Annotated in this window: 23 protein-coding genes; 7 read left to right on the top strand and 16 right to left on the bottom strand. The window is 56.9% G+C overall.

Going from position 1 to position 21,944, the window contains the following annotated elements; genetic code table 11:
• Positions 1-26: 26 nt before the first annotated feature.
• The 3 genes from pyp to CLR77_RS13810 all read right to left on the bottom strand — a co-directional run bounded on the left by pyp (position 27) and on the right by CLR77_RS13810 (position 2,908).
• A complete protein-coding gene (gene pyp / locus CLR77_RS13800; RefSeq protein WP_097461249.1) occupies positions 27-404 on the bottom strand; it encodes a photoactive yellow protein in 378 nt (125 codons plus the stop codon).
• Positions 405-965: 561 nt separating this feature from the next.
• Positions 966-2,597: a chaperonin GroEL gene (gene groL / locus CLR77_RS13805; protein WP_097461250.1), complete on the bottom strand. Its 1,632-nt coding sequence runs from the start codon at positions 2,595-2,597 to the stop codon at positions 966-968.
• Positions 2,594-2,908, bottom strand: coding sequence for a co-chaperone GroES (locus CLR77_RS13810; protein ID WP_097461251.1), 315 nt, complete (start codon positions 2,906-2,908; stop codon positions 2,594-2,596). Before CLR77_RS13810 ends, groL begins: the two co-directional genes overlap by 4 nt.
• Positions 2,909-3,132: 224 nt before the next feature.
• On the opposite strand from CLR77_RS13810, the gene CLR77_RS13815 reads away from it, so the two are divergent.
• Positions 3,133-3,729, top strand: coding sequence for a hypothetical protein (locus CLR77_RS13815; protein WP_097461252.1), 597 nt, complete (start codon positions 3,133-3,135; stop codon positions 3,727-3,729).
• A gap of 610 nt (positions 3,730-4,339) precedes the next feature.
• Here CLR77_RS13815 and CLR77_RS13820 read toward each other — a convergent pair.
• Positions 4,340-5,167, bottom strand: a complete 828-nt coding sequence (locus CLR77_RS13820; protein ID WP_198962764.1) for a YiiX/YebB-like N1pC/P60 family cysteine hydrolase — start codon at positions 5,165-5,167, stop codon at positions 4,340-4,342.
• Between the two features lie 174 nt (positions 5,168-5,341).
• Between CLR77_RS13820 and CLR77_RS13825 the strand changes: the two genes are divergently transcribed.
• The gene (locus CLR77_RS13825; RefSeq protein ID WP_097461253.1) at positions 5,342-5,782 is read left to right on the top strand and encodes a phasin family protein; all 441 of its coding nucleotides are present in this window, start codon (positions 5,342-5,344) and stop codon (positions 5,780-5,782) included.
• Between the two features lie 15 nt (positions 5,783-5,797).
• On the opposite strand, the gene CLR77_RS13830 is transcribed toward CLR77_RS13825, so the two are convergent.
• From CLR77_RS13830 to CLR77_RS13875, 10 genes are all read right to left on the bottom strand, one after another.
• Positions 5,798-6,421 carry a TetR/AcrR family transcriptional regulator gene (locus CLR77_RS13830; RefSeq protein ID WP_198962765.1) on the bottom strand — a complete coding sequence of 208 codons (624 nt, stop codon included), beginning with the start codon at positions 6,419-6,421 and terminating at the stop codon, positions 5,798-5,800.
• A gap of 23 nt (positions 6,422-6,444) precedes the next feature.
• Positions 6,445-7,257, bottom strand: coding sequence for an exodeoxyribonuclease III (xthA, locus tag CLR77_RS13835; RefSeq protein WP_097461254.1), 813 nt, complete (start codon positions 7,255-7,257; stop codon positions 6,445-6,447).
• Positions 7,258-7,360: 103 nt separating this feature from the next.
• A complete protein-coding gene (locus CLR77_RS13840) occupies positions 7,361-8,098 on the bottom strand; it encodes a hypothetical protein (RefSeq protein WP_143269420.1) in 738 nt (245 codons plus the stop codon).
• A gap of 28 nt (positions 8,099-8,126) precedes the next feature.
• Positions 8,127-8,654: a DUF2878 domain-containing protein gene (locus tag CLR77_RS13845; protein WP_097461256.1), complete on the bottom strand. Its 528-nt coding sequence runs from the start codon at positions 8,652-8,654 to the stop codon at positions 8,127-8,129.
• A gap of 14 nt (positions 8,655-8,668) precedes the next feature.
• Entirely contained in the window at positions 8,669-9,925 is a 1,257-nt protein-coding gene (locus tag CLR77_RS13850; protein ID WP_097461257.1) for an SAM-dependent methyltransferase, read from the bottom strand.
• Positions 9,926-9,930: 5 nt separating this feature from the next.
• Complete coding sequence (locus CLR77_RS13855) at positions 9,931-10,794, bottom strand: DUF1365 domain-containing protein (protein WP_097461258.1); 864 nt, start codon at positions 10,792-10,794, stop codon at positions 9,931-9,933.
• The gene (locus tag CLR77_RS13860; protein WP_097461259.1) at positions 10,769-12,091 is read right to left on the bottom strand and encodes an NAD(P)/FAD-dependent oxidoreductase; all 1,323 of its coding nucleotides are present in this window, start codon (positions 12,089-12,091) and stop codon (positions 10,769-10,771) included. Before CLR77_RS13860 ends, CLR77_RS13855 begins: the two co-directional genes overlap by 26 nt.
• A complete protein-coding gene (locus CLR77_RS13865; RefSeq protein ID WP_097461260.1) occupies positions 12,088-12,885 on the bottom strand; it encodes an SDR family NAD(P)-dependent oxidoreductase in 798 nt (265 codons plus the stop codon). Before CLR77_RS13865 ends, CLR77_RS13860 begins: the two co-directional genes overlap by 4 nt.
• A complete protein-coding gene (locus tag CLR77_RS13870) occupies positions 12,882-13,316 on the bottom strand; it encodes a nuclear transport factor 2 family protein (protein ID WP_097461261.1) in 435 nt (144 codons plus the stop codon). The genes CLR77_RS13865 and CLR77_RS13870 overlap by 4 nt, the downstream gene beginning before the upstream one ends.
• Positions 13,300-14,274, bottom strand: a complete 975-nt coding sequence (locus CLR77_RS13875) for an acyl-CoA desaturase (RefSeq protein ID WP_097461262.1) — start codon at positions 14,272-14,274, stop codon at positions 13,300-13,302. Before CLR77_RS13875 ends, CLR77_RS13870 begins: the two co-directional genes overlap by 17 nt.
• Positions 14,275-14,384: 110 nt before the next feature.
• Between CLR77_RS13875 and CLR77_RS13880 the strand changes: the two genes are divergently transcribed.
• On the top strand, positions 14,385-15,410 hold the full coding sequence (locus CLR77_RS13880) for an NAD(P)/FAD-dependent oxidoreductase (RefSeq protein ID WP_097461263.1): 1,026 nt from the start codon (positions 14,385-14,387) through the stop codon (positions 15,408-15,410).
• A gap of 54 nt (positions 15,411-15,464) precedes the next feature.
• Here the strand turns inward: CLR77_RS13880 and CLR77_RS13885 are convergent, their stop codons facing one another.
• A complete protein-coding gene (locus CLR77_RS13885; protein ID WP_097461264.1) occupies positions 15,465-16,928 on the bottom strand; it encodes an HD domain-containing protein in 1,464 nt (487 codons plus the stop codon).
• A gap of 524 nt (positions 16,929-17,452) precedes the next feature.
• Here CLR77_RS13885 and CLR77_RS13890 point away from each other — a divergent pair.
• From CLR77_RS13890 to sixA, 4 genes are read left to right on the top strand one after another with little or no spacing between them, the layout of a single operon-like run.
• Positions 17,453-18,634, top strand: coding sequence for a SpoIIE family protein phosphatase (locus CLR77_RS13890; RefSeq protein WP_097461265.1), 1,182 nt, complete (start codon positions 17,453-17,455; stop codon positions 18,632-18,634).
• Between the two features lies 1 nt (position 18,635).
• Positions 18,636-19,124: an STAS domain-containing protein gene (locus CLR77_RS13895; protein WP_097461266.1), complete on the top strand. Its 489-nt coding sequence runs from the start codon at positions 18,636-18,638 to the stop codon at positions 19,122-19,124.
• 34 nt (positions 19,125-19,158) lie between these two features.
• Positions 19,159-20,190 (top strand): NAD(P)H-dependent glycerol-3-phosphate dehydrogenase, encoded by a 1,032-nt coding sequence (locus CLR77_RS13900; protein ID WP_097461267.1) that lies wholly within the window; start codon positions 19,159-19,161, stop codon positions 20,188-20,190.
• A gap of 10 nt (positions 20,191-20,200) precedes the next feature.
• Positions 20,201-20,662 (top strand): phosphohistidine phosphatase SixA, encoded by a 462-nt coding sequence (sixA, locus tag CLR77_RS13905; RefSeq protein ID WP_097461268.1) that lies wholly within the window; start codon positions 20,201-20,203, stop codon positions 20,660-20,662.
• A 32-nt stretch (positions 20,663-20,694) separates the two neighbouring features.
• On the opposite strand, the gene CLR77_RS13910 is transcribed toward sixA, so the two are convergent.
• Positions 20,695-21,828, bottom strand: a complete 1,134-nt coding sequence (locus tag CLR77_RS13910; protein ID WP_097461269.1) for an aminotransferase class V-fold PLP-dependent enzyme — start codon at positions 21,826-21,828, stop codon at positions 20,695-20,697.
• Between the last annotated feature and the right edge of the window lie 116 nt (positions 21,829-21,944).

A 21,944-nucleotide genomic window follows, 5' to 3' on the forward strand; every position in this document is an offset into this window, starting at 1 on the left:
ACCGGCAATGACCTCTGAGCGCGGATTTAAAGTCGTTTCACAAACACCCAGTAGCTGTCACCCACCAATGCTTTCTTCATATGCACTTTCACTTTGGTCGGCTTCATGTTGTAGTCAAAGGTATATTCGAACATGGTGTTCAGGTTGTCGCCCTTAACACCGTCGTCAAACCGTCCCCTGAACTCCGGGCGGTTGGTACATGGAGCCACTTGCCGGAAAAAGTTCTTTCCAATCACATCCTTTGGGTTGCGCCCTGTGATATCACCTTCTGCGGCGTTGTATTTGAGTACGGTGCCAGTCTTGTCGAGTTCGATGGCGCCGAACGCCAATGCGTCCAACTGTGTGCCAGACATTTTCGATAAGGTATTTTCGATATCGTTGGCGCCGAAACTGACCACTTCCATAAATTACTCCCGCGATATTAAGGTGGTTTGCCCAATGCGATTGATTTCTGCGTTGGCCCAGAGTTTACGGTAACACTGCCAATGCGGATCACTGTGCCGGCTAGGGCGAACACCCTGAAAAAGTGAGACTCGCAAAAATCCGACAGGGCCATTAGTCGTGACGGTTGCTGAAGGCAGTGACGTGTGTGCCGGGCGAGGTGTTCCTGGCGTGCTGCAGCCCACAAAAAAGGATCGTCGCGGATTAGCGTGAAAAGCCGTAGGGCGCAATAACCGAAGGGCATTGCGCCGAATGAGACGCCACTCGGTGTAACAACACCCCATGACTGACCAACGGCGATACTACACCCGGAAGCTAAACTCGGAATTTGCCCGCTGCCATGCGGCGCAATGCCCTTCGGTTATTGCGCCCTACCGATGGAGCAAGCGCTAACCTCCAGGTATGACAAAGGGGTATCGGGGCAGCGACTTCTCTTTGAAATCAAAGCCGCTTTTCCCGGTAAAGTGCGATGAACCACAAAAAAGGGGGCCAGTTCGGCCCCCGGATTGACGCCATTGTGCGTCTTACTCGAAGTCGTAGTCAGGTGTTGCGGCGGCGGCCTTCTTATCCGCCGGTGCCTCGGTCACCATGGCTTCGGTGGTGAGCATCAGGCCCGCTACCGAGGCCGCATTTTGCAATGCCGTGCGGGTGACCTTGGCTGGATCGAGAATCCCCATGTCCAGCATATCGCCGTAGGCTTCAGTTTGCGCGTTGTAACCCCAGCTCGCCTTATCGTTGCAACGCACCTTGTCCAGCACCACGCTGGGCTCCACGCCGGCGTTGGCGACGATCTGACGGAACGGCTCCTCCATGGCGCGCAAGGCGATGCGGATACCGGCTTTCTGATCGTCGTTGGCCGCCTTGAGCTCGGCTTTCCGTACAGCGTCGGCAGCGCGCACCAGCGCGATGCCACCACCCGGGACGATACCTTCCTCGACAGCCGCGCGTGTGGCGTGAAGGGCGTCATCCACCAGATCCTTCTTCTCTTTCATTTCCACTTCGGTGGCCGCCCCGACCTTGATGACGGCAACTCCGCCGGAAAGCTTGGCAACGCGCTCCTGGAGTTTTTCGCGATCATAGTCGGAAGTGGAGGCCTCGATTTCCTTTTGGATCTGGCTCACGCGCGCGTCGATATTCGCTTTTTTACCCGCACCTTCGACGATGGTGGTGTGTTCCTTGGTGATAACGACCCGCTTGGCGGTACCCAACTGTTCCAGGGTCACCTTTTCCAGCGAGAGGCCGACTTCCTCGGAAATGACCTCGCCGCCGGTCAGGATGGCAATATCCTGCAGCATCGCCTTGCGCCGGTCGCCAAACCCCGGGGCTTTCACCGCAGCGGCTTTCAGAATGCCGCGCAGATTGTTGACCACCAGGGTGGCCAGAGCCTCGCCTTCGACGTCTTCGGCGATCAGCAAGAATGGCTTGCCGGCCTTCGCCACCGCTTCCAGCGCCGGCAACAACTCGCGAATGTTGCTGACTTTCTTATCGAGGAGCAGCACGTAGGGGCTGTCCAGCTCCACCTGCATTTTTTCCTGATTGGTAATGAAGTAGGGCGAAAGGTAGCCGCGGTCGAACTGCATGCCTTCCACGACATCCAGTTCGTTCTCGAGGGATTTTCCTTCTTCCACCGTGATCACGCCATCGCGGCCCACCTTGTCCATGGCTTCCGCCAGGATGTCACCAATGTCGTTGTTCCAGTTCGCTGAAACCGTGGCCACCTGGCCGATGGACTTATTGTCAGCGCAGGGCTTGGCCAGGTTCTTCAACTCTTCGACGGCGGCGCTGACCGCCAGGTCGATGCCACGTTTGAGGTCCATGGGATTCATGCCTGCCGCCACAGCCTTGTGGCCTTCCCGTACGATGGCCTGCGCCAAAACGGTCGCGGTGGTTGTGCCGTCACCGGCGAGGTCCGCGGTTTTCGACGCCACTTCCTTGACCATCTGGGCGCCCATATTCTCGAACTTGTCCTTGAGCTGGATTTCCTTCGCTACCGAGACGCCGTCCTTGGTGACGCGGGGCGCACCGAAACCTTTATCCAGTATCACGTTACGGCCTTTTGGGCCCATGGTGACCTTGACGGCGTCTGCCAGAACATTCACCCCTGCCAGCATACGTTCACGGGCGTTCTGGGAAAACGTGATCATCTTGGTGCTCATGCTGCTTTCTCCTGTTCCTGTACGTCTTCGATAACAGCAAGAATGTCGGTTTCACGAACGATCAGATAGGTTTCGCCGTCGAGCGTGATCTCATTGCCGGCGTACTGACCCAACAGCACTCGATCGCCCACCTTGACGCTCAGCGGACGTTGTTCCCCGTTATCCAGCAAGGTGCCGTCGCCGATGGCCAGGACGTCAGCCTGGGGGGATTTTTCGGCCGATTTATCGGGGATCACTATGCCGCCTTTGGTGGTGGTTTCCGCCTCGACGCGACGGACAACCACCCGATCATACAGCGGTTTGATATGCATTGAGGATGCCTCCTGAATGTCTACAAAACACTGATAAGGAAAGAATGTCGGGAGCGGTGTTATCACCGTCCCGCCATCGCCAAAATAGGAGCGATCCGGCCGGTTTCAAGAGGGGGCTGCCGTGATTTTATAAAATTTTTTGGTATAAAAAGCAGACTGTTATGTATTGAAACGGGCGCCTGCTGTCCTATAGTTAAGAAAGGCCAACAGCGAGAGGTAACAGCATGCTGCAACGGGCTGCAGAAACCTTTGAGCGCACATTGGGTGATTATTTTCGGGAACGGCTGGCAGCCTGCGCCAAGGCACTGGAGCCGCACCCCCAAGAAGACACCCTGTGGTATGTCGGTGCGGTACTGGCACGTTTGGGAGACAGCCGTCACTTGTTCAGCTACGACGAGGGGCGACTGGATCTGCGCCCGTTGGCGCTGCTGTATAAAGACGCGCACGAAGCCACGGCTGAGCATGAGCGTTGCCTGATACTGAGGCAGTTGGGAGACCAGGCCCTCTTTGTCGGTGCGCTCTTCCCCGAACGCTATCAGCGCAAGGGGTTCCGGCAGGACTATTTCGTTGGCATGGGTGGTGGCGCCTACGACTACCTGGCTGGCAACGCCTTCAGTTATCGACATGTGTTTGCCGAATTGGCAGAACGATTCTCAGCATTTCTGGAACTGGTTGCCCACGCCTGTACCCGAAAGGTGGGCAACAATGTAGAGGACGTGCTGGCCCTTTATCAACAGTGGCGAGCAACGGGCAACCCCCGGCTGGCGCGGCATCTCCAATCGCTGGGCATCAGTTTGGACGCTGGCGGCAAAACACACTGATCCAACCGGATGTCCAGAGCGCTTGCCTTTAGTCCACCGGCGGCAACTCCCGGCTAAAAAGCAATGAGCCCAAAAAAAGGTTCATCGCACTTTACCGGGAAAAGCGGCTTTGATTTCAAAGAGAAGTCGCTGCCCCGATACCCCTTTGTCATACCTGGAGGTTAGCGCTTGCTCCATCGGTAGGGCGCAATAACCGAAGGGCATTGCGCCGCATGGCAGCGGGCAAATTCCGAGTTTAGCTTCCGGGTGTAGTATCGCCGTTGGTCAGTCATGGGGTGTTGTTACACCGAGTGGCGTCTCATTCGGCGCAATGCCCTTCGGTTATTGCGCCCTACGGCTTTTCACGCTAATCCGCGACGATCCAAAAAAAAAAGCCCGGCACGAAGGAGCCGGGCAGAGGCGTGCGAGTAGTATCCATGAAAGACTTCCAGACAAACCGGCGCGTTTGAAACACCGGCCCTTACAGTATTGATCAATATTTGTTCAGCTCAAGTAAATTTGCTCGAATAGTGAGCTTATTTTTTCATAAACCGGTCATGCTTATGCTCGACAGTAAGCGGGGCATGGAATTGACGGAAAGCTTTGGCGGCAAGCGCCAAGGAACGGTCGGCTAAGCCTTTCGCACCCGTGTTTCCGACGCTACCAACTCTTCGTCCTTGAACTCGTAGGGGACCAATTGATAGCGCCGGTGCCGGCCGGTGATGTCCACAAAGGGGTATTTGATAATCTCGAAATAGGGAGAGTAGTCAAAATCACTGGGTGTGAAGAGCTTGGGATTGCGTCGGTATAGGCGGAGTTCCCCGTTTTCCTCTCTTTCCACAAGCGGGAGGATGGGATAGTCCACGGAGGCAAAGGCCTCAGCAATCATGGTGGAGCAGACTGTACGGGTCTGGGTGCCGATGTTGTGGTGAAACAGGCTTGAGCGCCATCGCCGGGGCAGGAATTTCCAGGGAAACAGCAGGCGGAACAGGTCGAAGATCTGTCGCATGTCGTAATCGCTTCCCAGACGGCTTACCGCATAGTCGGTGATGCGCTGGACATCGCGATAGGTCAGGTCACGGGGCCGGCAGATGCGAATATGGTCCTGGTCGTAGGCGTGTAACGGCCGGATGATGGTCCCTTTTCCCAGCTCGCTCTCGACGATGAGCTGGACATCCGGCTGGCCGTCAAACCAGGCTTTGATTCGGGCCCGGGTTCTCGGGTCCTCGATTTCGTGGAGGCGGCCGATATAGAGGGCTGAATGCGACCAACGGCTTTGCGTCATATATTTGATCACATCCGAGACGCGTGTCCGCCCTTCGATCAGAACCACGTCACCAGCCCGAACTTCATAGCGGATGCGCTCGAAATTGCACAAGGGGATCGCGGCGGGCGGACGTTCCCGTGTCAGCCAGCGGATGATAGCCCGCATGAAGGTGTTGTGGGTCTGGAGTCCCATGACGTATCCGGCTTATGCGAAAAAAGGATGTGCTCTTTAGTAGGTATAGCAGACGGACAGCCAGCGTAGGCATCGATATCCCTGTGCACAGGGCGCTTCACCTGTGAATGATGTAGGGCTTTATATTAGAATGCGATGACGTTCGGGGATTGCACCGATGGGGAGATGAAGTACATGGCCAAGAGCCGCGACAACGAACAGGAAACGGAAAACGCTAGTCAGCTGGCGGACAAGATCAAGGATTCGGCACGTCAGATCTGGTTGGCGGGGCTGGGTGCTTACACCAAGGCTGAAGAAGATGCCGGCCGTTTCTTTGAGCGTCTGGTGCATGAAGGCGAAGAGATCGAGAGCCGTACCCGGGGAGCTGTCGAGCGGCAGATTCGCAGCGTCGAGGGCCGGGTGGAAGAGGTCAAGGAAAAGGCGACCGGTACCTGGGATAGGCTCGAAAGCGTGTTTGACCAGCGAGTCTCCCGTACCTTGCAGCGTCTGGGTATTCCCACCCGGGAAGAAGTCGCAGCCTTGAAGGCGCAAATCGAAACGCTTGAGGCCGAGCTGAAGACGCTGAAACAGGCCAAGCCTAAAGCTGCCAGTGGAAAGGGCACCAAGTCAAAATAAGGTTCGCCCCGGGCCTTAAAGGTAATCCTGCATCATCGACTGCAACTGCGTCCGCGCCTCTTCGATCAGATAGGGCGCGACCAGTGACATCACCTGGTACACCCCCCTTCCGAGATCGATATTGTCCTTGTTTTCCAGGTGCGTCAGCATCTCGAAGCTGACCCAGTAGGTCGTCGTCAGGACAATCTGTTCGCAGAGCGCGCCCAGCTCTTCATCTGTGGCGTGTAGAATCGCTTGCTCGCGAAGGCTGCCGCAGATGGTACGGGAGGCTTTGCGCTTGCGTTCCAGTATCCTCCGAAAGTGCGGCTGCAAGTCCTGATACCGTGACAGCACGTTGACCAAGTCCTGATAGACGAAGCGATAGCGTGCAATGGCCTCAAAAATGAGGTGCAGGAACAGCCACTGGTCTTCGATGGAAATCGTGACCTGTGGCACATCCAGAAATTCATTGATCTGCGACTCATACCAGCCGAACAGCTCGTGAACGATGTCCGACTTGCTCTTGAAGTGGTAATAGAGATTCCCGGGACTGATATCCAGCTCGTCGGCAATCTGCAACGTGGTAACGTTGGGTTCGCCAAAGCGATTGAAGAGCTCGAGACTGGTATGCAGGATACGGTCGCGGGTCTTCATCTTCATGGGCGGGCTGCCGCTCATCAGGTTTAGATATCGAAATCGGTCCACACCGGCGCATGATCGGATGGCTTTTCCATTGCGCGGGTGTCGTAGTCAATGCCGGCGTCCTTCATTTTACTCACCAGCGGAGACGTCGCCAGGATCAGGTCGATTCGCAGACCGCGCCGGGGATCGCGCTCGAACCCCTTGCTGCGGTAATCGAACCAGCTGAAACGGTCATTGACCTCTGGATAGCGGGCCCGGAAGGAATCTGTCAGGCCCCAGTCGAGCAGCTTATTCATCCACTCGCGTTCTTCCGGCAGGAAGCTGCACTTTCCTTCGCGCAGCCATCGCTTGCGGCTGTCCTCACCAATACCGATATCCTGGTCGGTGGAGGAAATATTCATATCGCCCATGACGACCACACACTCGTCGGGTTTGCTGAATTCACCGAGCCAGCGCATGAGGTCTGCGTAAAAGCGTTCCTTGTTGGGGAATTTTTCCGGATGCGCACGGTTTTCGCCTTGCGGAAAATAACCGTTGATTACGGTCAGGGTTTTTCCGTTTTGCTCGAAACGACCGAGGATCAAGCGCCTTTGGGCCTTTTTGTCATCCCAGGGAAAGCCTTTCTGGACGTCGACCGGTGGAACCTTCGAGAGTAGTGCAACGCCGTAGTGGCCTTTCTGGCCGTGAAAATGCACGTCGTAGCCCAGAGCCTTGACGTCATCTACGGGAAACTCCGCATCGGTGACCTTCGTTTCCTGCAGGCCGATGATATCGGGTGCCAGTGTTTTGGTGACGTGTTCAAGTTGGTGCAGACGGGCGCGTATTCCGTTGACGTTGAAGCTGACAACTCGCATCGGGATCTCGCTCTTTCCTTGGTCAGTGACCGGTCCGGTTAGGCCCGGCGGGCGGAGAGGATGTATGACGGGCGAGTGTAACACAGCGTGCCGGGAAATCGCCTCAATCGGGGTTTGCTTTGGCGCAGTCGGGTATCGGTGGGTGTTGATAGTGGATATGCGCCCGATAATTGGTGTCGGCGGTTTTGGGGATGTTGGTCAAACCGATATAGTCGGTGAGCTGCCGTTGCTGGTTGTATCCCAGCAGGATAGGGTCGACGAACCAGCTTAGAATGGTGCTTTCGGGTTTGATCACAAAACTATGTGCGGCACCGGTTTTCTCCCGTTCAGTCCGGTTGGCGGGGACTAAACGGAACGCAATAGTCTTGCCGCGGGTCGGTGCGAGAAAGTCGAAATGCAGGGTTTCCCCGGCCATCAGTTTGGACCAGTCAGCCTTCACCTTGTAATCGAAGCCACCGTCTATCACCAGGGCCGGCGTGGGACTGACGTCACTTTGATGTTCTTTTCCGTGCGTATCCCGCCAACGGACACTGACGGGTTGTCCCTTTTGGTATCGCACATCGAAGCGCTCACCGAAGACGTCGTCGTGCAGGGTGAAAGAGGGCGTCTGCAGGCCGGAGCCATAGTCCAGCTGCTTGGTCGCCAGGATCTGGCCGTTTGGGGCGCGGTAAGTCACGTTCTCGTGAAGGGGCTGCCAGTGGTTGTTTTCACAGATGCCGGTAATACGATGATCCTCTGTATACAGCAGCGTTTGGCTATTGGCATCGAGTGCTCGTCCCTCGAAACGGATGTGACGATCCAGAGGCTTCGCCAATGCTGTCACGCTAGCGAGTAGCGCCACTACACATAGGCCTGATGCCCGGAGTGTGCTAGGCGATACAGCGTTCATGGGGCTGCCTGAATTGAGCGGTGAGTTTTGCCAGCAGTAGAAAAAGCAACCACCAGCCCAGTGCCAGGAGCGCCCATTCCAAGAGGGTTTGGGGGCCTTCCAGAGCGCCGAGTCGTGCGGCGCTAAAGTAGGCGAAGGGACCTGCAATAGGCGGTAGCACCCAGCGCCACCGGCTTTTTACCAGCCCGTACAGGGAGTGCCAAAGGGTGGTGAGGAAGAGGGCCCAAAGCGCGATCAGCCATAGCGGGATCACCGGTCCTGGGTGCGCCGCGAAGCGCAGTAGGCCGAGTTGCGACCAGAGGCTGTCCATGGCAGACCCCAGCAGGGTCGCTACCAGGATAAACACGCCTTCGCGCAAGGGTTCCCGACTGACGGTTATCAGGTGTACGGTCACCAATGCCAGGGCGACTCCAGCGGCCAGGTTGTCATGTCGAATCGCGACAAAGATCCAACCTCCCTGAAACAGGACAAAGTTGATGAGATTGCGCTGTCCGGTCGATACTTGCATTGCGTGTGGCCCGCTTAAAGCGTCAGGATCGCCGAGCGTCGGTTTCGGGGTTTGCTCAGGAGGATTTGGGCAACACCGATGGCGCGCTCCGCAAAGCCGGCTTCACAGTAGGCAAAATAGAATTCCCAGAGCCGCATGAAGCGGTCGTCGTATCCCAGCGCCTGAATCCGGTCCTCAGCGGCCAGGAAGCGTTCGCGCCAATCGCGAAGCGTTCGAGCGTAATGAAAACCGGTATCTTCAACATGAGTGAGCACAAAGTCCGTTTCCTGGCGAACAGCGTCGAGGATTGCGCCGAAGGAGGGGATGAAGCTTCCCGGAAAAATGTAGCGCTGAATAAAATCAACATTGCGCAGGGCGCGCGCATACCGCTGTTCCGGCATATTGATCGCTTGAATCAGCGCCAGGCCGTCTTCTTTTAGCAGACGGCTGACGGTACCCAGATAGTGGCCAAGGAATTGAGGGCCGACGGCTTCGATCATCTCAATCGACACCAACTTGTCGAACTGGCCCTCCAGGTTGCGGTAATCCTCGAACAGTAGCGTGATGTGGTCCTCTAGGCCCAGCGCCTGTATCCGCGCCTGTGCGTAGTCATGCTGCTCGCGGGAGATCGTCGTCGTCGTGATGTGGCAACCGTAATGGCGTGCGGCGTGAATCGCGAAGCCGCCCCAGCCGGTGCCGATCTCTACCACGCGGTCACCGGGCTGCAGATCCAGCTTTCGGCAGATTCGATCGAGCTTATAGCGTGCGGCTTCCTCGAGCGTACTTTCCTCAGTGGGATAGATGGCACTGGAATACATCATTTCCGGATCCAGGAACTGCTCGAACAGCGCATTTCCCAAATCGTAGTGGGCTTCGATATTCTTGCGCGAACCGGCCTGGGTGTTGCGGTTCAGCCAGTGCAGGGCCCGTAATGCCGGCTTGCTGATCCAGCTGAAGCGGTCCTCGAAGGCATTCATCCGGTCCACATTACGTACAAACAGCCGCAGCAGCGCGACCAGGTCAGGTGAGGTCCAGTCGCCGGCGACATAGGCTTCCGCCGCGCCGATAGCACCGCCGGTCAGCAGGTCGCGCCAGGTGCTCTTGTCCAGAATATCGAGCCGGGCTACCTGAAAACGGGAATCGGGTTCCCCCAGCGTCAACTGGCTTTCGTTTTCGTGGATGACGAGGGTACCGGCTCGCAGTTGCGCCAGCTGACCTAATACGAGCTTACGGGCAACGCCCTGGCGCGTACTTGCCGGGATTGTTGTCTGCTCGGACTTGATGTGTTCCATGCGAATTACCTTTCACGACTTTTGAGGGGACTTACGATGGAACCGGACGGACGGTTCTCAGGCTCAGGTTCAGGGTGGCCGTTTTCGGGGTGATCATAAAAGGTGGCGCCCTTGAGCTTCAGACGCAGGGCCTGCCAGTAAATGCCCGCGACGACCTTGACCGTTTCCAGCGGGAAACGGCGCAGGGCCCGGTGGAAGGTCTGGCGATTCAGGGCGTGACGTTTCACCTCCATGGTTGCATCGAACACCTTGTGGCCGTCCTGGTGCAGGTTCATGTGAATACGACATTCGCCAGGCCGGAAGCTGAATAGCCAGTCATAGTCCTGTTCCATGGGATTGAACGGCGAGACGTGGAATGCCTTGGCAAAGCTGAACCGCCGCGTTTGCCAGCCATGGAGGCCAACGACGACGTCGCCTCCTTCAAGGCAGTAGGTATGCCTTTCACCCCAAGGCGTATTGGTGATCTGCGCCAGAATCACGCGCGGAACGTCACCCGTTGCCGGCGATGCGCCCTTCTCGTAGCAATGATAGAAGCTGACCGGATTGAATATCCGGCCCAGGTAGCGGGGGTGGGTGATGAGCTCAATCGGGCCGTCCGGGCGCCAGCCAGTCGCGTTCAGGACATGATCGCGAACCGCGGTCTCTATATCCGGTTGCTCAGGACAGAAATAGTCTTCCCTGCGGAGGGAAACCCAGTTGAAGTGGCGGGTAGAGAACAGGGGGCTGAGCCGGTTCAGCGTATGCCACTCCGAAAGGTCCACTGAAAACAGGCCGGAACGATAGGAAAACTGGTGCTCGACCGGACTGAAGCGACGATGACGGATACGCGTTTCCAGCCACTGGCTACGCCAGTTGAGGGGCTTGTCCATAGGGCACCTCCTGGCTGTTTCGACTCACCTCGAGAATCGGGTATTCGATGCCAAAGTCGTTGACCACCCTGAGCGCGCTCCGTACCCCATCCTCATGAAACCCATTGTGCCAGTATGCGCCACAGAAGTGAGTACGATGGCGATTGCCGATGTCGTGATAACGCGATTGGGCCTCGACACCGGCCAAGGTAAATTCCGGATGGGCGTATTGGAATCGCTTGATTATTTTAAGGGGATGGATGCCGGCACTCCGATTGAGCGTCACGCAGAAGGTTTCGGGTGCGTCGAAATTCTGCAGAATATTCATGTTGTAGGTGACGGAGACCGGTGCTGACGAACTCTGCGGAATGTAATAATTCCAGGCCGCCCAGGCACGTCGGTTGTTGGGTAGCATGCATTCGTCGGTGTGCAGCACTACATCGTTCATTTGGTACGGAATGGCCCCAAGAATCTCGGTTTCAGCCGGCGTGGCATCTTTCAATAATGCGAGAGCCTGGTCGCTGTGGCAGGCCATTACGATCTGGTCGAAGCGGTGACTTCCCAGAGGGGTGCGGATTTCCACTTCCTTAGGGTGACGCAGCACGGCCTCGACCGGAGCGTTCAGGTGTAGTTTGTCGCCAAAGTGCGGCAGCATGCGTTTGACGTAGCTGGCGGACCCGCGCTTGAGAACGCGCCACTGGGGGCGCTCGTCCACGGACAACATTCCGTGATTTTCGAAGAAACGGAGGAAAAAACGTACCGGAAACTGGGCGGTCGCCCCTTCCGGTGCCGACCAGATGGCCGCCCCCATCGGAATAATGTAATGGTCGCGAAAATAGTTGGAGAAACGGTGGCGTCGCAGGTAGGCCGCCAGCGTCTCATCGGCTTGAATCACGTCTCTGGCGAGCTCGTCGCGTGTTATGCGATTAAAGCGCAGGATCTCCCGGATCATGTTGATAAAGCGCGGATTCAGAAGGTTGCGACGCTGGGCGAACAGGGTGTTGAGGCTGGTACCGTTGTATTCCAGTCCACGACGCTCGCTTTGAACGCTGAAACTCATGTCGCTGGGTTCTGATTCAACCCCAAGCACTTGCATCAAGCGGATGAAGTTTGGATAGGTCCAGTCATTGAAGACGATAAAGCCTGTATTCACCGGCCAGACACGTCCATGTCGCTCCACCGGCAGCGTATGGGTATGGCCCCCGGCATAATCGTTTGCCTCGAAAATGTGGACCTCGTGGCGGCGGGACAGCATCCAGGCGGCGGTGAGTCCAGAGATACCGGTACCGACGACGGCAATACGTTGACGGGAAATCATAGGACAGAGTCCTTCTGTTGTTCGTTACGGGCAAGGTTGGCCGCGATCCGGTCTGCCAGTGGGCGGGGCAGGCAAGCCAGAAGCTTCAACAGACCGGTAAAGCGTTTCGGGAAGGCGATCTCATTGTGACCTCGCTGCAAGCCCCGACAGATAATGCGGGCGGCTTTGTCGGCATCGATGCGAAAAGGCATCGGAAAGTCATTGCGGTCAGTAAGCGGCGTGCGGACAAAACCGGGAGAAATGATCGTCACCGGAATATTTTCCGCGGCAAGGTCAGCCCTTAGTGATAGTGCAAAGGTGGTCAGTGCCGCCTTGGAGGCGCTGTAGGCTTCGGCCCTGGGAAACGGGAACCACCAGGCGGATGAGCTCATGATCGCCAGACGCGCCGGAAGACCGGACGAACGGGTCTGCCGGAGAACCGGCAGGACGGCTTCCACGCAGCGTACAGTTCCCATGACATTGGTCTCCATCACCCTTCCTACAAGTTCGCTGTCGAAATGGCGTACGTCCAGGTATTCGCAGGTACCGGCATTCAGGATTGCCAGCTCTATGGCGCCTTGTTCCCGCAGTGTTTTAGCCAGCCGCGCCACGTCCTCGCGTGATGTCGTGTCGCCCGGTAAAGGCGTTATACGCGCAGGGAATTCCCGCTTCAGGGCATTGAGTGCGTCCTGATTCCGTGCCGTGGCCAGGACGCGAAAGCCCTCATGGGCAAACATCCGGGCGAGGGCGAGGCCGATACCGGAAGAAGCGCCGGTAAGCCAGACTGTTGCCGGGACTTCCTGTTCGGTAATCATGCCGCGTGTCTCCGTATCCAGCGTACTGCGGTACCGAGCAGCGGAATGTTTTCATAGAGCAACTGGCCGGCATCGAAGTAATCCCGATGAAAAATGACCCGGTCGTTCATGAACTGCAGATAGCTGATGCCTTCGACGCGGACCTCCTCGCCACCCCGGAGACGCCGATGCCTCAGACGCATCAGCCAGGGTTGCGTTGCCTCATTGGCCTGTTGCAGCGGCGCATCGAAATCGAAGGTACAGCTGATCACGTTGCTGTAGGCATCCCGGAAATATTGTTCAAGCGCGGTTAATCCCCGGATTGTCACGAAAGGATCCTGAAACCGGATATCCTTTGCGTAGACATCGGAAAGATTTCGCGCTTTAGGGTGGGGCAGCTCATTAAAAAGCTCGCGAAACGGTACCAGCCGATCATCACTGTTGTGATACATGCTTGAGCTCCCTTCTTCTCTGGCGATCGCGGATAATGGCTTCTTCCTGGATGTGCAGGGGTACCGGGTTCAAGTCCCAAATCAGCCGACACTTTTGCATCAGCCAGAGCAGGTAGTAGGTCATGTCGATTTCCCACCAGCGAAAGCCCTGCCGGGCAGACTGGGGCCAGCGGTGATGGTTGTTGTGCCAGCCTTCGCCAAGGGTGATTAACGCCAACCAGATATTGTTTCGGCTGCCATCGTCCGTCTCGAATCGACGAGAACCCCAGACATGCGACAGTGAGTTGATTGAGACGGTGGCGTGAAACAAGAAAACCGTCGAAACAAAAAAGCCCCACAGGGTCAGTTGTGGACCATTGGTGTCAAGCCCAGGAGCCGCCAGTGATAACCATTCGCCCAAGCCGTAGAGCGAAAGTATCGTCAGCACGGGGATCAGGGCATCAAAACGATTAAGAAAGCGGAGCTCCGGAAACTTTTCCCAGTCACGAATACGCCGAAAATCCGTCACGAAGCCTGCGTCACAGGTGAACCAGCCGACATGTGCCCACCAGAAGCCTCGCTGAGTGGGGGAGTGGAGGTCCTCGGGACCGTCTGAATGCTGGTGATGGCGGCGATGGTGGGCGGCCCACCAGAGTGCGCCCCGTTGAGCGGCCATGGCGCCGACCAGCGCGAAAATAAACTGCACGGAACGTGATGTTTTAAAGGTTTTATGGGCAAAATAGCGGTGATAGAAACCGGTAATGGCAAACATCCTGATAAGGAAAAAGGCAGCGGCAAATCCGACAGCGAAAGGGCTGACGCCGACAAACCATATGCCTAGGCACGCTACATGCATGCCAACAAAGGGAAGTACCCGGATAGCGTTAAATTTGACGCTTTGGTGGTCGAGATGATCCAAATGCGCTTCGGCATCGAACCATCGCTGAATGTTGTACTGCAAATGCTGCAATCGGGTCATCGCCCTGATCCCTGTTATGTCTAAAATTGGCTTTATGAGTGACGTTCACGGCCGCTTTCGGAAAAAAGTTGCCGGAACCAGTTCTCCTATATACGAACGAACGGCGGTTTATGATGCATCGCAAACGAATACGAAGTGTCGGGATTATCGGTTCAGGTATGGCTGGTCTGGCCTGTGCGATTCGCCTGAATGCTGTCGGTATTCGTGTGGGTATTTATGAGAAGTCCCGCGGGCCGGGAGGTCGCATGGCGTCCAAGCGCGTGGACGGCGATGCCAGGACCTTGGATATGGGCGCTCAGTACTTCACGATACGCAATACACGCTTTCGTCGCTTCCTCGAAAGTTACGCCGGTTTCGATACCTTCGCGGCGTGGTCAGGACGCCTTTTGCACGAAGCGGACGATGGAGGTCTGGAGGCCTTTACCGTCCAGCAACGGTTTGTGGGTGCTCCCCGCATGTCAGCAATTACCCGGGCGCTCTCGCGACACATTCCGGTTGAATACGGTGTCCAGGCGGAGCGTCTTGAACATGATGAGGATGGTTGGCGGATTCTCGCCCAAGGCGGTCATCGCATTGGTCCATACGATGCCTTGGTGTTGACGCCGCCGCCCGCTCAGTCGAATTGCCTGCTTCATGGTTTCCCCGAGCTGCAGAAGGAATTGGAAGGCTATAGCATGCTGCCCTGTATGGCAGTCGCTGCGTGCTTTTCCGAGCCATTGGATCTGGATTTCCAGGGCGTTCAGCTCGTTCAACATCCGGTCTTGCGATGGGCCGGGCTGGATTCGAGCAAACCGGGTCGAGAAGAAGGTGTCGAATGGTGGGTGTTGCACGCAGATCCTTATTGGTCCCTGTCTCAGCTCGATAAACCTGAAGACGAGGTAAGCGATGCCCTGGTCGAGGCGTTCCGGGAGCGTTTTTCCTTGAAGGCCGTCGTCGCCGAAAGACACATTCACCGTTGGCGTTATGCCATTCCGGAGACTGAAGTCGGTCCAGGTCATCTTTGGTATCCGAAGGTCAATCTCGGGCTCTGCGGCGACTGGTTGAGTGGCGGCCGGGTGGAGGGGGCTTTCGATAGCGCGGAAAGCCTTCTGGCGCATCTTCGCTCGGATGATCGCCTTGGGTTCAGCCTGCCCTGAAGAGATGCGCGCTACCGATACTCTGATGCGCGCGGCAGGGGGAGTGGGCTCTTATCAGGCGCGAAGTATCGCTGGCTTCAGATAGAAGTGGATGATGGTGCCGTCAGAGAACTTATTGAAGAAGGCGCTGACATCGCTGATCTGCCGCAGATGGCGCTCTCTCGTCAGCGGGTCCCGCACCAACACCTTGATGCCGTTGAAGTTCTCGCGAATATTCGTGAATCTTGCGCGCATGGTGCAGGTGACCACCGACTCCGCCGGGACCTTCATTGCCGCCGCGAGCGCCTGACGATGGGCCGCGATCGCGCCGGCATCAAGGTTTTCCCGTGTATCGATATGGTCGAGCTTGATCCGGTCGACGATGCAGCGTGAATAGCTGCCCGGGCTCCGGCGGGCCTTGCGGCGAAAAGCTTCCCAAAAGAAGTTATCGGTCAGCTGGCTGAAATCCTTCATATCGCTCAGGCAATGATCGACCCATTCGAAGGTTTCCTGATCCTCGAGCACCTCATTGATGCCTTCCCGCAGTATCCAGTCGAAGCCCAGTGCCGTCTTGTGGGCATACACCTGACGGTACATCTGGTGGCGGCTGTAGACGAAATCCTCCAGTGCGCCCAGCCCCTTGTGGGCGATGGCCAGCCCGAGCCAGGGGTTCTCCACGTTCCACCCAAACCGGAGGTTGCTTAGTAGGTGGTCGAGGTTGAAGCCCCCGATGGTGACCGACGAATGGAAACCGTCTCGCAGCATGTAGTCGGCCCGGTCCGCATCGACTTCACCGGAGACGATGGAGGACAGGAGGTCCATGACCATTCGCGGTGTAGAGGCGTGTTGGAGTGCGCCGGCATTGGCGTCGGGACCGGCGATGAATTCCCAGAAGGTGTGGGCGTGGGCGCAGAACTGCTCGGATGGACGGGCCTGGGTGGTTTCCATGATGCCGAGTACATCCTCGATGGCGATACCGGTTTCGACGAACCCGGTGTCCTGCAGGATCTGCCAGGCTACCCTGACGGAGTAGTGTTCGTGCTCCAGTTCTTCCGGGGTTTCCCCATGGATGGTGCTAATGTCGACGTCTCGCCAGAGATCGGCAAAACGCTGTGGCCGGCTCATCAGCTCCCGGATGCGCCGAGCCTGAGTGAACTGGTGGGAAAAGCTGGAGTGCCCACTATCGTGAAGAAGACAGCCGAGACGGATCACCTTTGCGAAATAGTCGATAGCCTCCAGTTGGCTGAAGGTCAGGTCGACACGGCGACTGAGATTACGTTCGCGCAGGTACGCATCGATCATCGAACGGAACATGCGCCCGCCGACATGCATGACGCCAATGCTGTGCAGGAATCGCGAATGGGTGGCTCCCGGGAAGACCAGGCTGAGGATGTCGTTTTGACAGATATTGCGCAGGCGCTGAAAAAGCGGGTGATCGATGACATCGATTTCGTGCCGGTAAAGCGGGATGCCGCCATGTACCGGGTCCATAATAAGCTTGTCGTAGGCGCCCAAAAGGTCGTCGATGGCACTGCGCATTGGAGAGTCCTTCGGCCGTCGTCAATGAAGTCTTCGGTGAGTGGAGCGGGGGCCATGTGCCGGATAGTGGTGATTGTTACATTAAATATGTCGGAATGGGCCGTCACGTACCCTTGCATGGCAGATTTTCTTTGGCAGTGAGAGTAGTATAACGCGTCCAATGGCGCGGACGGTATGAAATCCGGGCTATCCGAGGTCGACTGGCGCTCGGAAAGGTGGGGCTGGGAACGATGATTGATGTCGCAAAAGCCCCCAGATAAAGCGATAGGTTTGTGAAATGTGGTTACAGGCGGCACTAAATGTGACGTTTAACATGAAATCTGCCCCTGTATCACAGTCAATTAGGATGAAAACTCTAGAATTGGCACCTAAGCTTCATATATGTGCATGTCGGACCAGAACAGGCCGCCGTTGTGGCGCGCCGAGCAGTGGGCGTCTTCGGGGAGTTTGGGCCCGATGACTGACGAGTGGCCTAACGTTCGGAATACAGTATGGCCCGATCATAACTCAGGCCGGTGTCTGTTATGACGTCGCGAACGGAAAGAATACTGATCGTTGATCAGACCAGCGAGATTCAGGCAGCGCTGACGAAATATTTGAGCGACAAGGGTTTCCTGGTGTCTTCCTGTGCCGATCTCGAGACGGCGCTGACGCGTGTGGACGATAATCCGCCTGACGTGATTTTTGCCGATTTGGGGCCGAAGGCAATCGCAGAGCTTTCATCCCAATGCCGCGTGGAGGATGGGCGCATCCCCGTCGTCGTATGTTCTCACGCAAAACAGGTGGACGATGTCCTGTTGGCGTTGAGAGCGGGTGCTTCGGATTTCCTGAATAAGCCCCTCGATGACCATCAGGCGGTCGACGGAGTCCTGGGCAAGCTCTTCGATCAGGTTCGGTTGACCCGTCTCAACCAGGTGTACCGGCAAGAGCTGGAAGAGAGCAATCGCCACTTACGCGAAGGCATCGCGGAGTTGCGAGCGGATCAGAGCGCTGGTCGCAAGGTCCAGATGCGCATGCTCCCCGAACATAATCGCCAGATCGGCGACATTCACCTGGATCACCTCGTCAAACCCTCCCTCTATCTCAGCGGCGATTTTCTCGATTACTTCCGACTCGATGACAACCGGATGCTGGTGTATATCGCCGACGTGTCTGGACACGGCGCCAGCTCGGCCTTCGTCACGGTTTTGCTGAAGAATCTGACCAATCGTCTGCAGCGTAACCTGAGGCGGGGCTCCAGTGACGATATCCGCTATCCGGACCGTTTCCTGCACCGGGTCAACAAGGAGTTGCTGGATACACGGCTCGGCAAGCACTTGACTTTGTTCGTGGGAATCATCGATACCGCGAAGCACGAAATGAGCTATGCGGTCGGGGCGCATTTCCCCATGCCGATCCTGGCTGCAGGAGGTGAAGCGCACTTTCTCGAGGGGAGTGGGCTGCCGGTTGGCCTGTTCGAAGAGCCGTCGTGGGTTATCTACCACACCTCCTTACCGCAGAATTTCAGCCTTTTACTCTTTTCAGATGGTATATTGGAAGTGATCAAGGCCAATAGTCTCGATGAAAAGGAAAATAGGCTACTTGAAGTCGTCAGCGCCGGGGGGCACACTATCGCGTCCTTGAGTGAGGCACTGGCTCTCGATGAGATTAGCGAACTTCCGGACGATATCGCAATCGTAACCGTGACGGATATGGCGGCGAGCTGAAATGTCCAGTTATAAGATTTTGCAAGCGGAGCAGCAGGGCATCTATGTCCTGAAATTCATCGGCGAGATCCGGTTGAATCTTTGCTCGACGCTCGACAACCTGATCGACTCGATGATTTCCAATCCTGAGTTCCGGACGGTTGTCGTCGATCTGACAGAGACCCAGGTGATCGACAGTACCACCCTGGGGCTGCTCGCCAAGATCGCCATCGCTGCCGAAAAACGCAGTCATTTCCTCCCCACGCTGGTCTCGACGAATCCCGATATTACCCGTATCGTGCTCTCTATGGGGTTTGATCGAATCTTCATTATTGTGAGCGAGCCCGCTACCCGGATCGAGCAGTTGGAAGAGATTCCGGTGCTGCGTGCTTCCGAGAAAGAGGTTCGTGACAAGGTCCTGGATGCCCATCGTGTTTTGATGAGCATGAATAAGAAGAATCGCGACGAGTTCACCAATCTGGTTCGTGCTCTCGAGTGCGAAGACCAGTGATCGGTATCGCGGCTTAATCTAACGGAACTTCTCGATGTCCCAATCTCAAAAGATCGCCGTCATCGGTGGTGGCAGCTTTGGTACTGCAATTGCCAAGGTGCTCTCTGAAAACGGGCAAAGCGTCCTTTTCTGGATGCGAGATCCCGACCGCGCCGAAGAAATCCAACGCACCCGTGTCAACCGGCGTTACATGCCGGACGTGGTACTGGACCCGTTGGTCGAGGCGACGACAGATCTTAAGGCTTGTCTTCGCCAGTGCCCGGTGGTGTTTCTTGCGCTACCCAGTAAGGCCTTTCGCCCCTTTATGGCGGAAGCGGCAGAAGATTTTCACCCCAACCAGATTGTGGTCAGTCTGACGAAAGGTATCGAGCGGGAAGGCTTTCGACTGATGAGCGAAATCCTCCAGCAGATTGTGCCAAAGACACGGATTGGTGTGCTGGGCGGGCCAAACCTGGCGGCTGAAATCATTCGCCGGGACCTGACGGCCAGTGTCATCGCGTCTGCCGACGCCGATGTCCGCAAAACCGTCCAAGCCCTCCTGGGGTGCGAGTACTTCCGTGTCTACGCCAATGTCGACGTCTACGGTGTCGAGCTGGGCGGGGCGCTGAAGAATATTTACGCCATTGTGGCCGGTTTGGCGGCCGCCTTGGGGATGGGCGAAAACACCAAGGCCATGCTGATTACCCGGAGCCTGGCAGAAATGAGCCGCTTTGCGGTCAGTCTCGGTGCTAATCCCATGACGTTTCTCGGCCTGGCGGGCGTCGGGGACCTGATTGTTACCTGCCATTCGCCGCTGAGCCGGAATTACCGGGTCGGGTATGCGCTGGGTAAAGGCGATACCCTGGAGCACGCAGTGGCGGAGCTGGGACAGGTGGCTGAAGGTATCAATACGCTGCTGCTGGTAAAGGAAAAAGCAGAGGAAATGGATATCTATATGCCTCTGGTGAAGGGCTTATACGAGATCATCTATAACAAGGCCAATATCCGGGATGTCATCCAGAACCTGATGATGGCCGTGCAGAGCTCCGACGTGGAATTCATTCTGCCGCGCCCGGAAGGTTGTTGAGTCGGGTCCCATGCAACTTATCATCATGCGTCATGGTGAAGCCGGCTGGCATAGCGACGATCGTCAGCGGGCGCTGACGGACGCCGGTCGTATACGGGCCGAGCTGGTAGCGCGCCAGATTTCGGCGTCCGAGGACTGGAGGCCTGCACAGCTCTGGTGCAGCCCATTGGTCCGTGCGAGACAGACAGCAGATATCGTGGGGCGGGTACTGGGGCTTGTTGCCGAGGAGCGATCCTTTCTGACCCCGGACGATGATCCCGCCCAGTGCCTCGACATGCTTCAGGTTTTGGGTGAGGAGGCGACGGTGATGCTTGTTTCTCACATGCCTTTTGTCGGTGCGCTAACCACCTTGCTGGTTGAAGGGCACCGGAGGGGTATTCCTTTCGGCACGGCTCAGGCCGTGCGTCTCGTCATGCCGGTTGCCGGCCCAGGTTGCGCCGAACTCAAAGGGTTCCTTCCTGCACATCACTAGCTGAACGTTTTATTATCAAGACATTAGGCAGATCATTTGATGATCTGTGTTAGCGTCCGAACCGCGGTTTCGATAACCGCTGACGGTGTGTAGAAGTGGGGAGAGAAGCGGACACCACCACCGCGATAGGCGCAGACGACCCCTCGGTTCATCAGTTCCTGATACAGTTTTGCGCTGTCATGTCCTTCCAGCCGAAAGGTGAAGATTCCGGCCCGCTGCTCAGGATTTACCGGGGTAATCTGTCGATAGCCGGGCAAGGGGGTTAGCAGCGTCTCCAGCCAGGATAGGCGATCGGCTATACCTCGCTGTATTTCCTCAAGCCCGGCCTCCAGAAGCAGGGAGGTGCTGGCCTGCAGTGTATAGATGCCCAGCATGTTAGGGCTACCGCACTCGAAACGCAGAGCATCCTCTGCCGGCTCCCAGTCCTTGCGATCGAAATCTCCGCGATGCTTCACCATATGCCAACCGTATTCATGGAGCTGCAGGCTGTCGCGCAGCTCGGGGCGGACATAGAACAGGCAGAGTCCCTCGGCACCCAGCATCCATTTGTGGCCGTCGGCCATGGTGAAATCGATGGGCAGCGCCTGTACATCCATTGGTTCAGCGCCAATGCTCTGGATGGCGTCGACGCAGAACAGTATGCCCCGTTCCCGGCAGGCATCTCCCAGGCGCTTGAGATCTAGACGCAGCCCGGTGCCATACTGCACGGCGCTTATTGAAACGAGTTTTGTGCGCGGGCTAAGACAGGTCTCGACCGCACCTTCTGGATCGTCCTCGTTCAGTGTCGCCACGGCGACCTTAACGCCTTGTGGGGCCAGGGATTCCCAGACGATACGATTCGACGGGAATTCCTGGTCGCTGATGACGATTTCATCTCCCGCTTCCCACGACAAGCCCCAGGCGACCATCGACAAGGCTTCGGAGGTGTTCTTCACCAGCGCAATGTCCTGTGGCGAAGGCGCATTGACCAACTGCGCCAATTGGCGGCGGAGTTGCGTTTCAACCGCCAGCCAGTGGGGATAGTGCCGAGCGCCTTCTACGACATTTTGCCGGGCGAAGGCGGTTAGGGCGTCACCGGCACGCCTGGGCCAGGGTGCCACGGCGGCGTGGTTGAGGTAGGCAATTTCCGGGTCCTGGGGAAATTCCTGTGCAAGGTCGAGTGCCATGCAGGTTGCTCTCCGGTTTACAGCGGTGCTGGACAGAACGGTTGAATTGCGGGGGATGGCCCCCATTTACAGGAAAAGGCGGTTATCCTGATGCCATCGACTGCCCAGACACGCAA

Origin of the sequence: Mangrovitalea sediminis, assembly GCF_002514725.1 — a bacterium.
GTDB classification, from domain to species: domain Bacteria; phylum Pseudomonadota; class Gammaproteobacteria; order Pseudomonadales; family Oleiphilaceae; genus Mangrovitalea; species Mangrovitalea sediminis.

Excerpts from the sequence above, each read along its gene's own strand:
- sixA (WP_097461268.1), top strand. The coding sequence starts at position 20,201 with ATGCAACTTATCATCATGCGTCATGGTGAAGCCGGCTGGCATAGCGAC.
- CLR77_RS13875 (WP_097461262.1), bottom strand. The coding sequence starts at position 14,274 with ATGACCCGATTGCAGCATTTGCAGTACAACATTCAGCGATGGTTCGAT.
- CLR77_RS13870 (WP_097461261.1), bottom strand. The coding sequence starts at position 13,316 with ATGTATCACAACAGTGATGATCGGCTGGTACCGTTTCGCGAGCTTTTT.
- CLR77_RS13815 (WP_097461252.1), top strand. The coding sequence starts at position 3,133 with ATGCTGCAACGGGCTGCAGAAACCTTTGAGCGCACATTGGGTGATTAT.
- xthA (WP_097461254.1), bottom strand. The coding sequence starts at position 7,257 with ATGCGAGTTGTCAGCTTCAACGTCAACGGAATACGCGCCCGTCTGCAC.
- CLR77_RS13900 (WP_097461267.1), top strand. The coding sequence starts at position 19,159 with ATGTCCCAATCTCAAAAGATCGCCGTCATCGGTGGTGGCAGCTTTGGT.
- CLR77_RS13910 (WP_097461269.1), bottom strand. The coding sequence starts at position 21,828 with ATGGCACTCGACCTTGCACAGGAATTTCCCCAGGACCCGGAAATTGCC.
- CLR77_RS13830 (WP_198962765.1), bottom strand. The coding sequence starts at position 6,421 with ATGAAGATGAAGACCCGCGACCGTATCCTGCATACCAGTCTCGAGCTC.
- CLR77_RS13880 (WP_097461263.1), top strand. The coding sequence starts at position 14,385 with ATGATGCATCGCAAACGAATACGAAGTGTCGGGATTATCGGTTCAGGT.
- pyp (WP_097461249.1), bottom strand. The coding sequence starts at position 404 with ATGGAAGTGGTCAGTTTCGGCGCCAACGATATCGAAAATACCTTATCG.
- CLR77_RS13820 (WP_198962764.1), bottom strand. The coding sequence starts at position 5,167 with ATGGGACTCCAGACCCACAACACCTTCATGCGGGCTATCATCCGCTGG.
- CLR77_RS13885 (WP_097461264.1), bottom strand. The coding sequence starts at position 16,928 with ATGCGCAGTGCCATCGACGACCTTTTGGGCGCCTACGACAAGCTTATT.
- CLR77_RS13825 (WP_097461253.1), top strand. The coding sequence starts at position 5,342 with ATGGCCAAGAGCCGCGACAACGAACAGGAAACGGAAAACGCTAGTCAG.
- CLR77_RS13810 (WP_097461251.1), bottom strand. The coding sequence starts at position 2,908 with ATGCATATCAAACCGCTGTATGATCGGGTGGTTGTCCGTCGCGTCGAG.
- CLR77_RS13860 (WP_097461259.1), bottom strand. The coding sequence starts at position 12,091 with ATGATTTCCCGTCAACGTATTGCCGTCGTCGGTACCGGTATCTCTGGA.
- groL (WP_097461250.1), bottom strand. The coding sequence starts at position 2,597 with ATGAGCACCAAGATGATCACGTTTTCCCAGAACGCCCGTGAACGTATG.
- CLR77_RS13865 (WP_097461260.1), bottom strand. The coding sequence starts at position 12,885 with ATGATTACCGAACAGGAAGTCCCGGCAACAGTCTGGCTTACCGGCGCT.
- CLR77_RS13895 (WP_097461266.1), top strand. The coding sequence starts at position 18,636 with ATGTCCAGTTATAAGATTTTGCAAGCGGAGCAGCAGGGCATCTATGTC.
- CLR77_RS13850 (WP_097461257.1), bottom strand. The coding sequence starts at position 9,925 with ATGGAACACATCAAGTCCGAGCAGACAACAATCCCGGCAAGTACGCGC.
- CLR77_RS13845 (WP_097461256.1), bottom strand. The coding sequence starts at position 8,654 with ATGCAAGTATCGACCGGACAGCGCAATCTCATCAACTTTGTCCTGTTT.
- CLR77_RS13890 (WP_097461265.1), top strand. The coding sequence starts at position 17,453 with ATGACGTCGCGAACGGAAAGAATACTGATCGTTGATCAGACCAGCGAG.
- CLR77_RS13855 (WP_097461258.1), bottom strand. The coding sequence starts at position 10,794 with ATGGACAAGCCCCTCAACTGGCGTAGCCAGTGGCTGGAAACGCGTATC.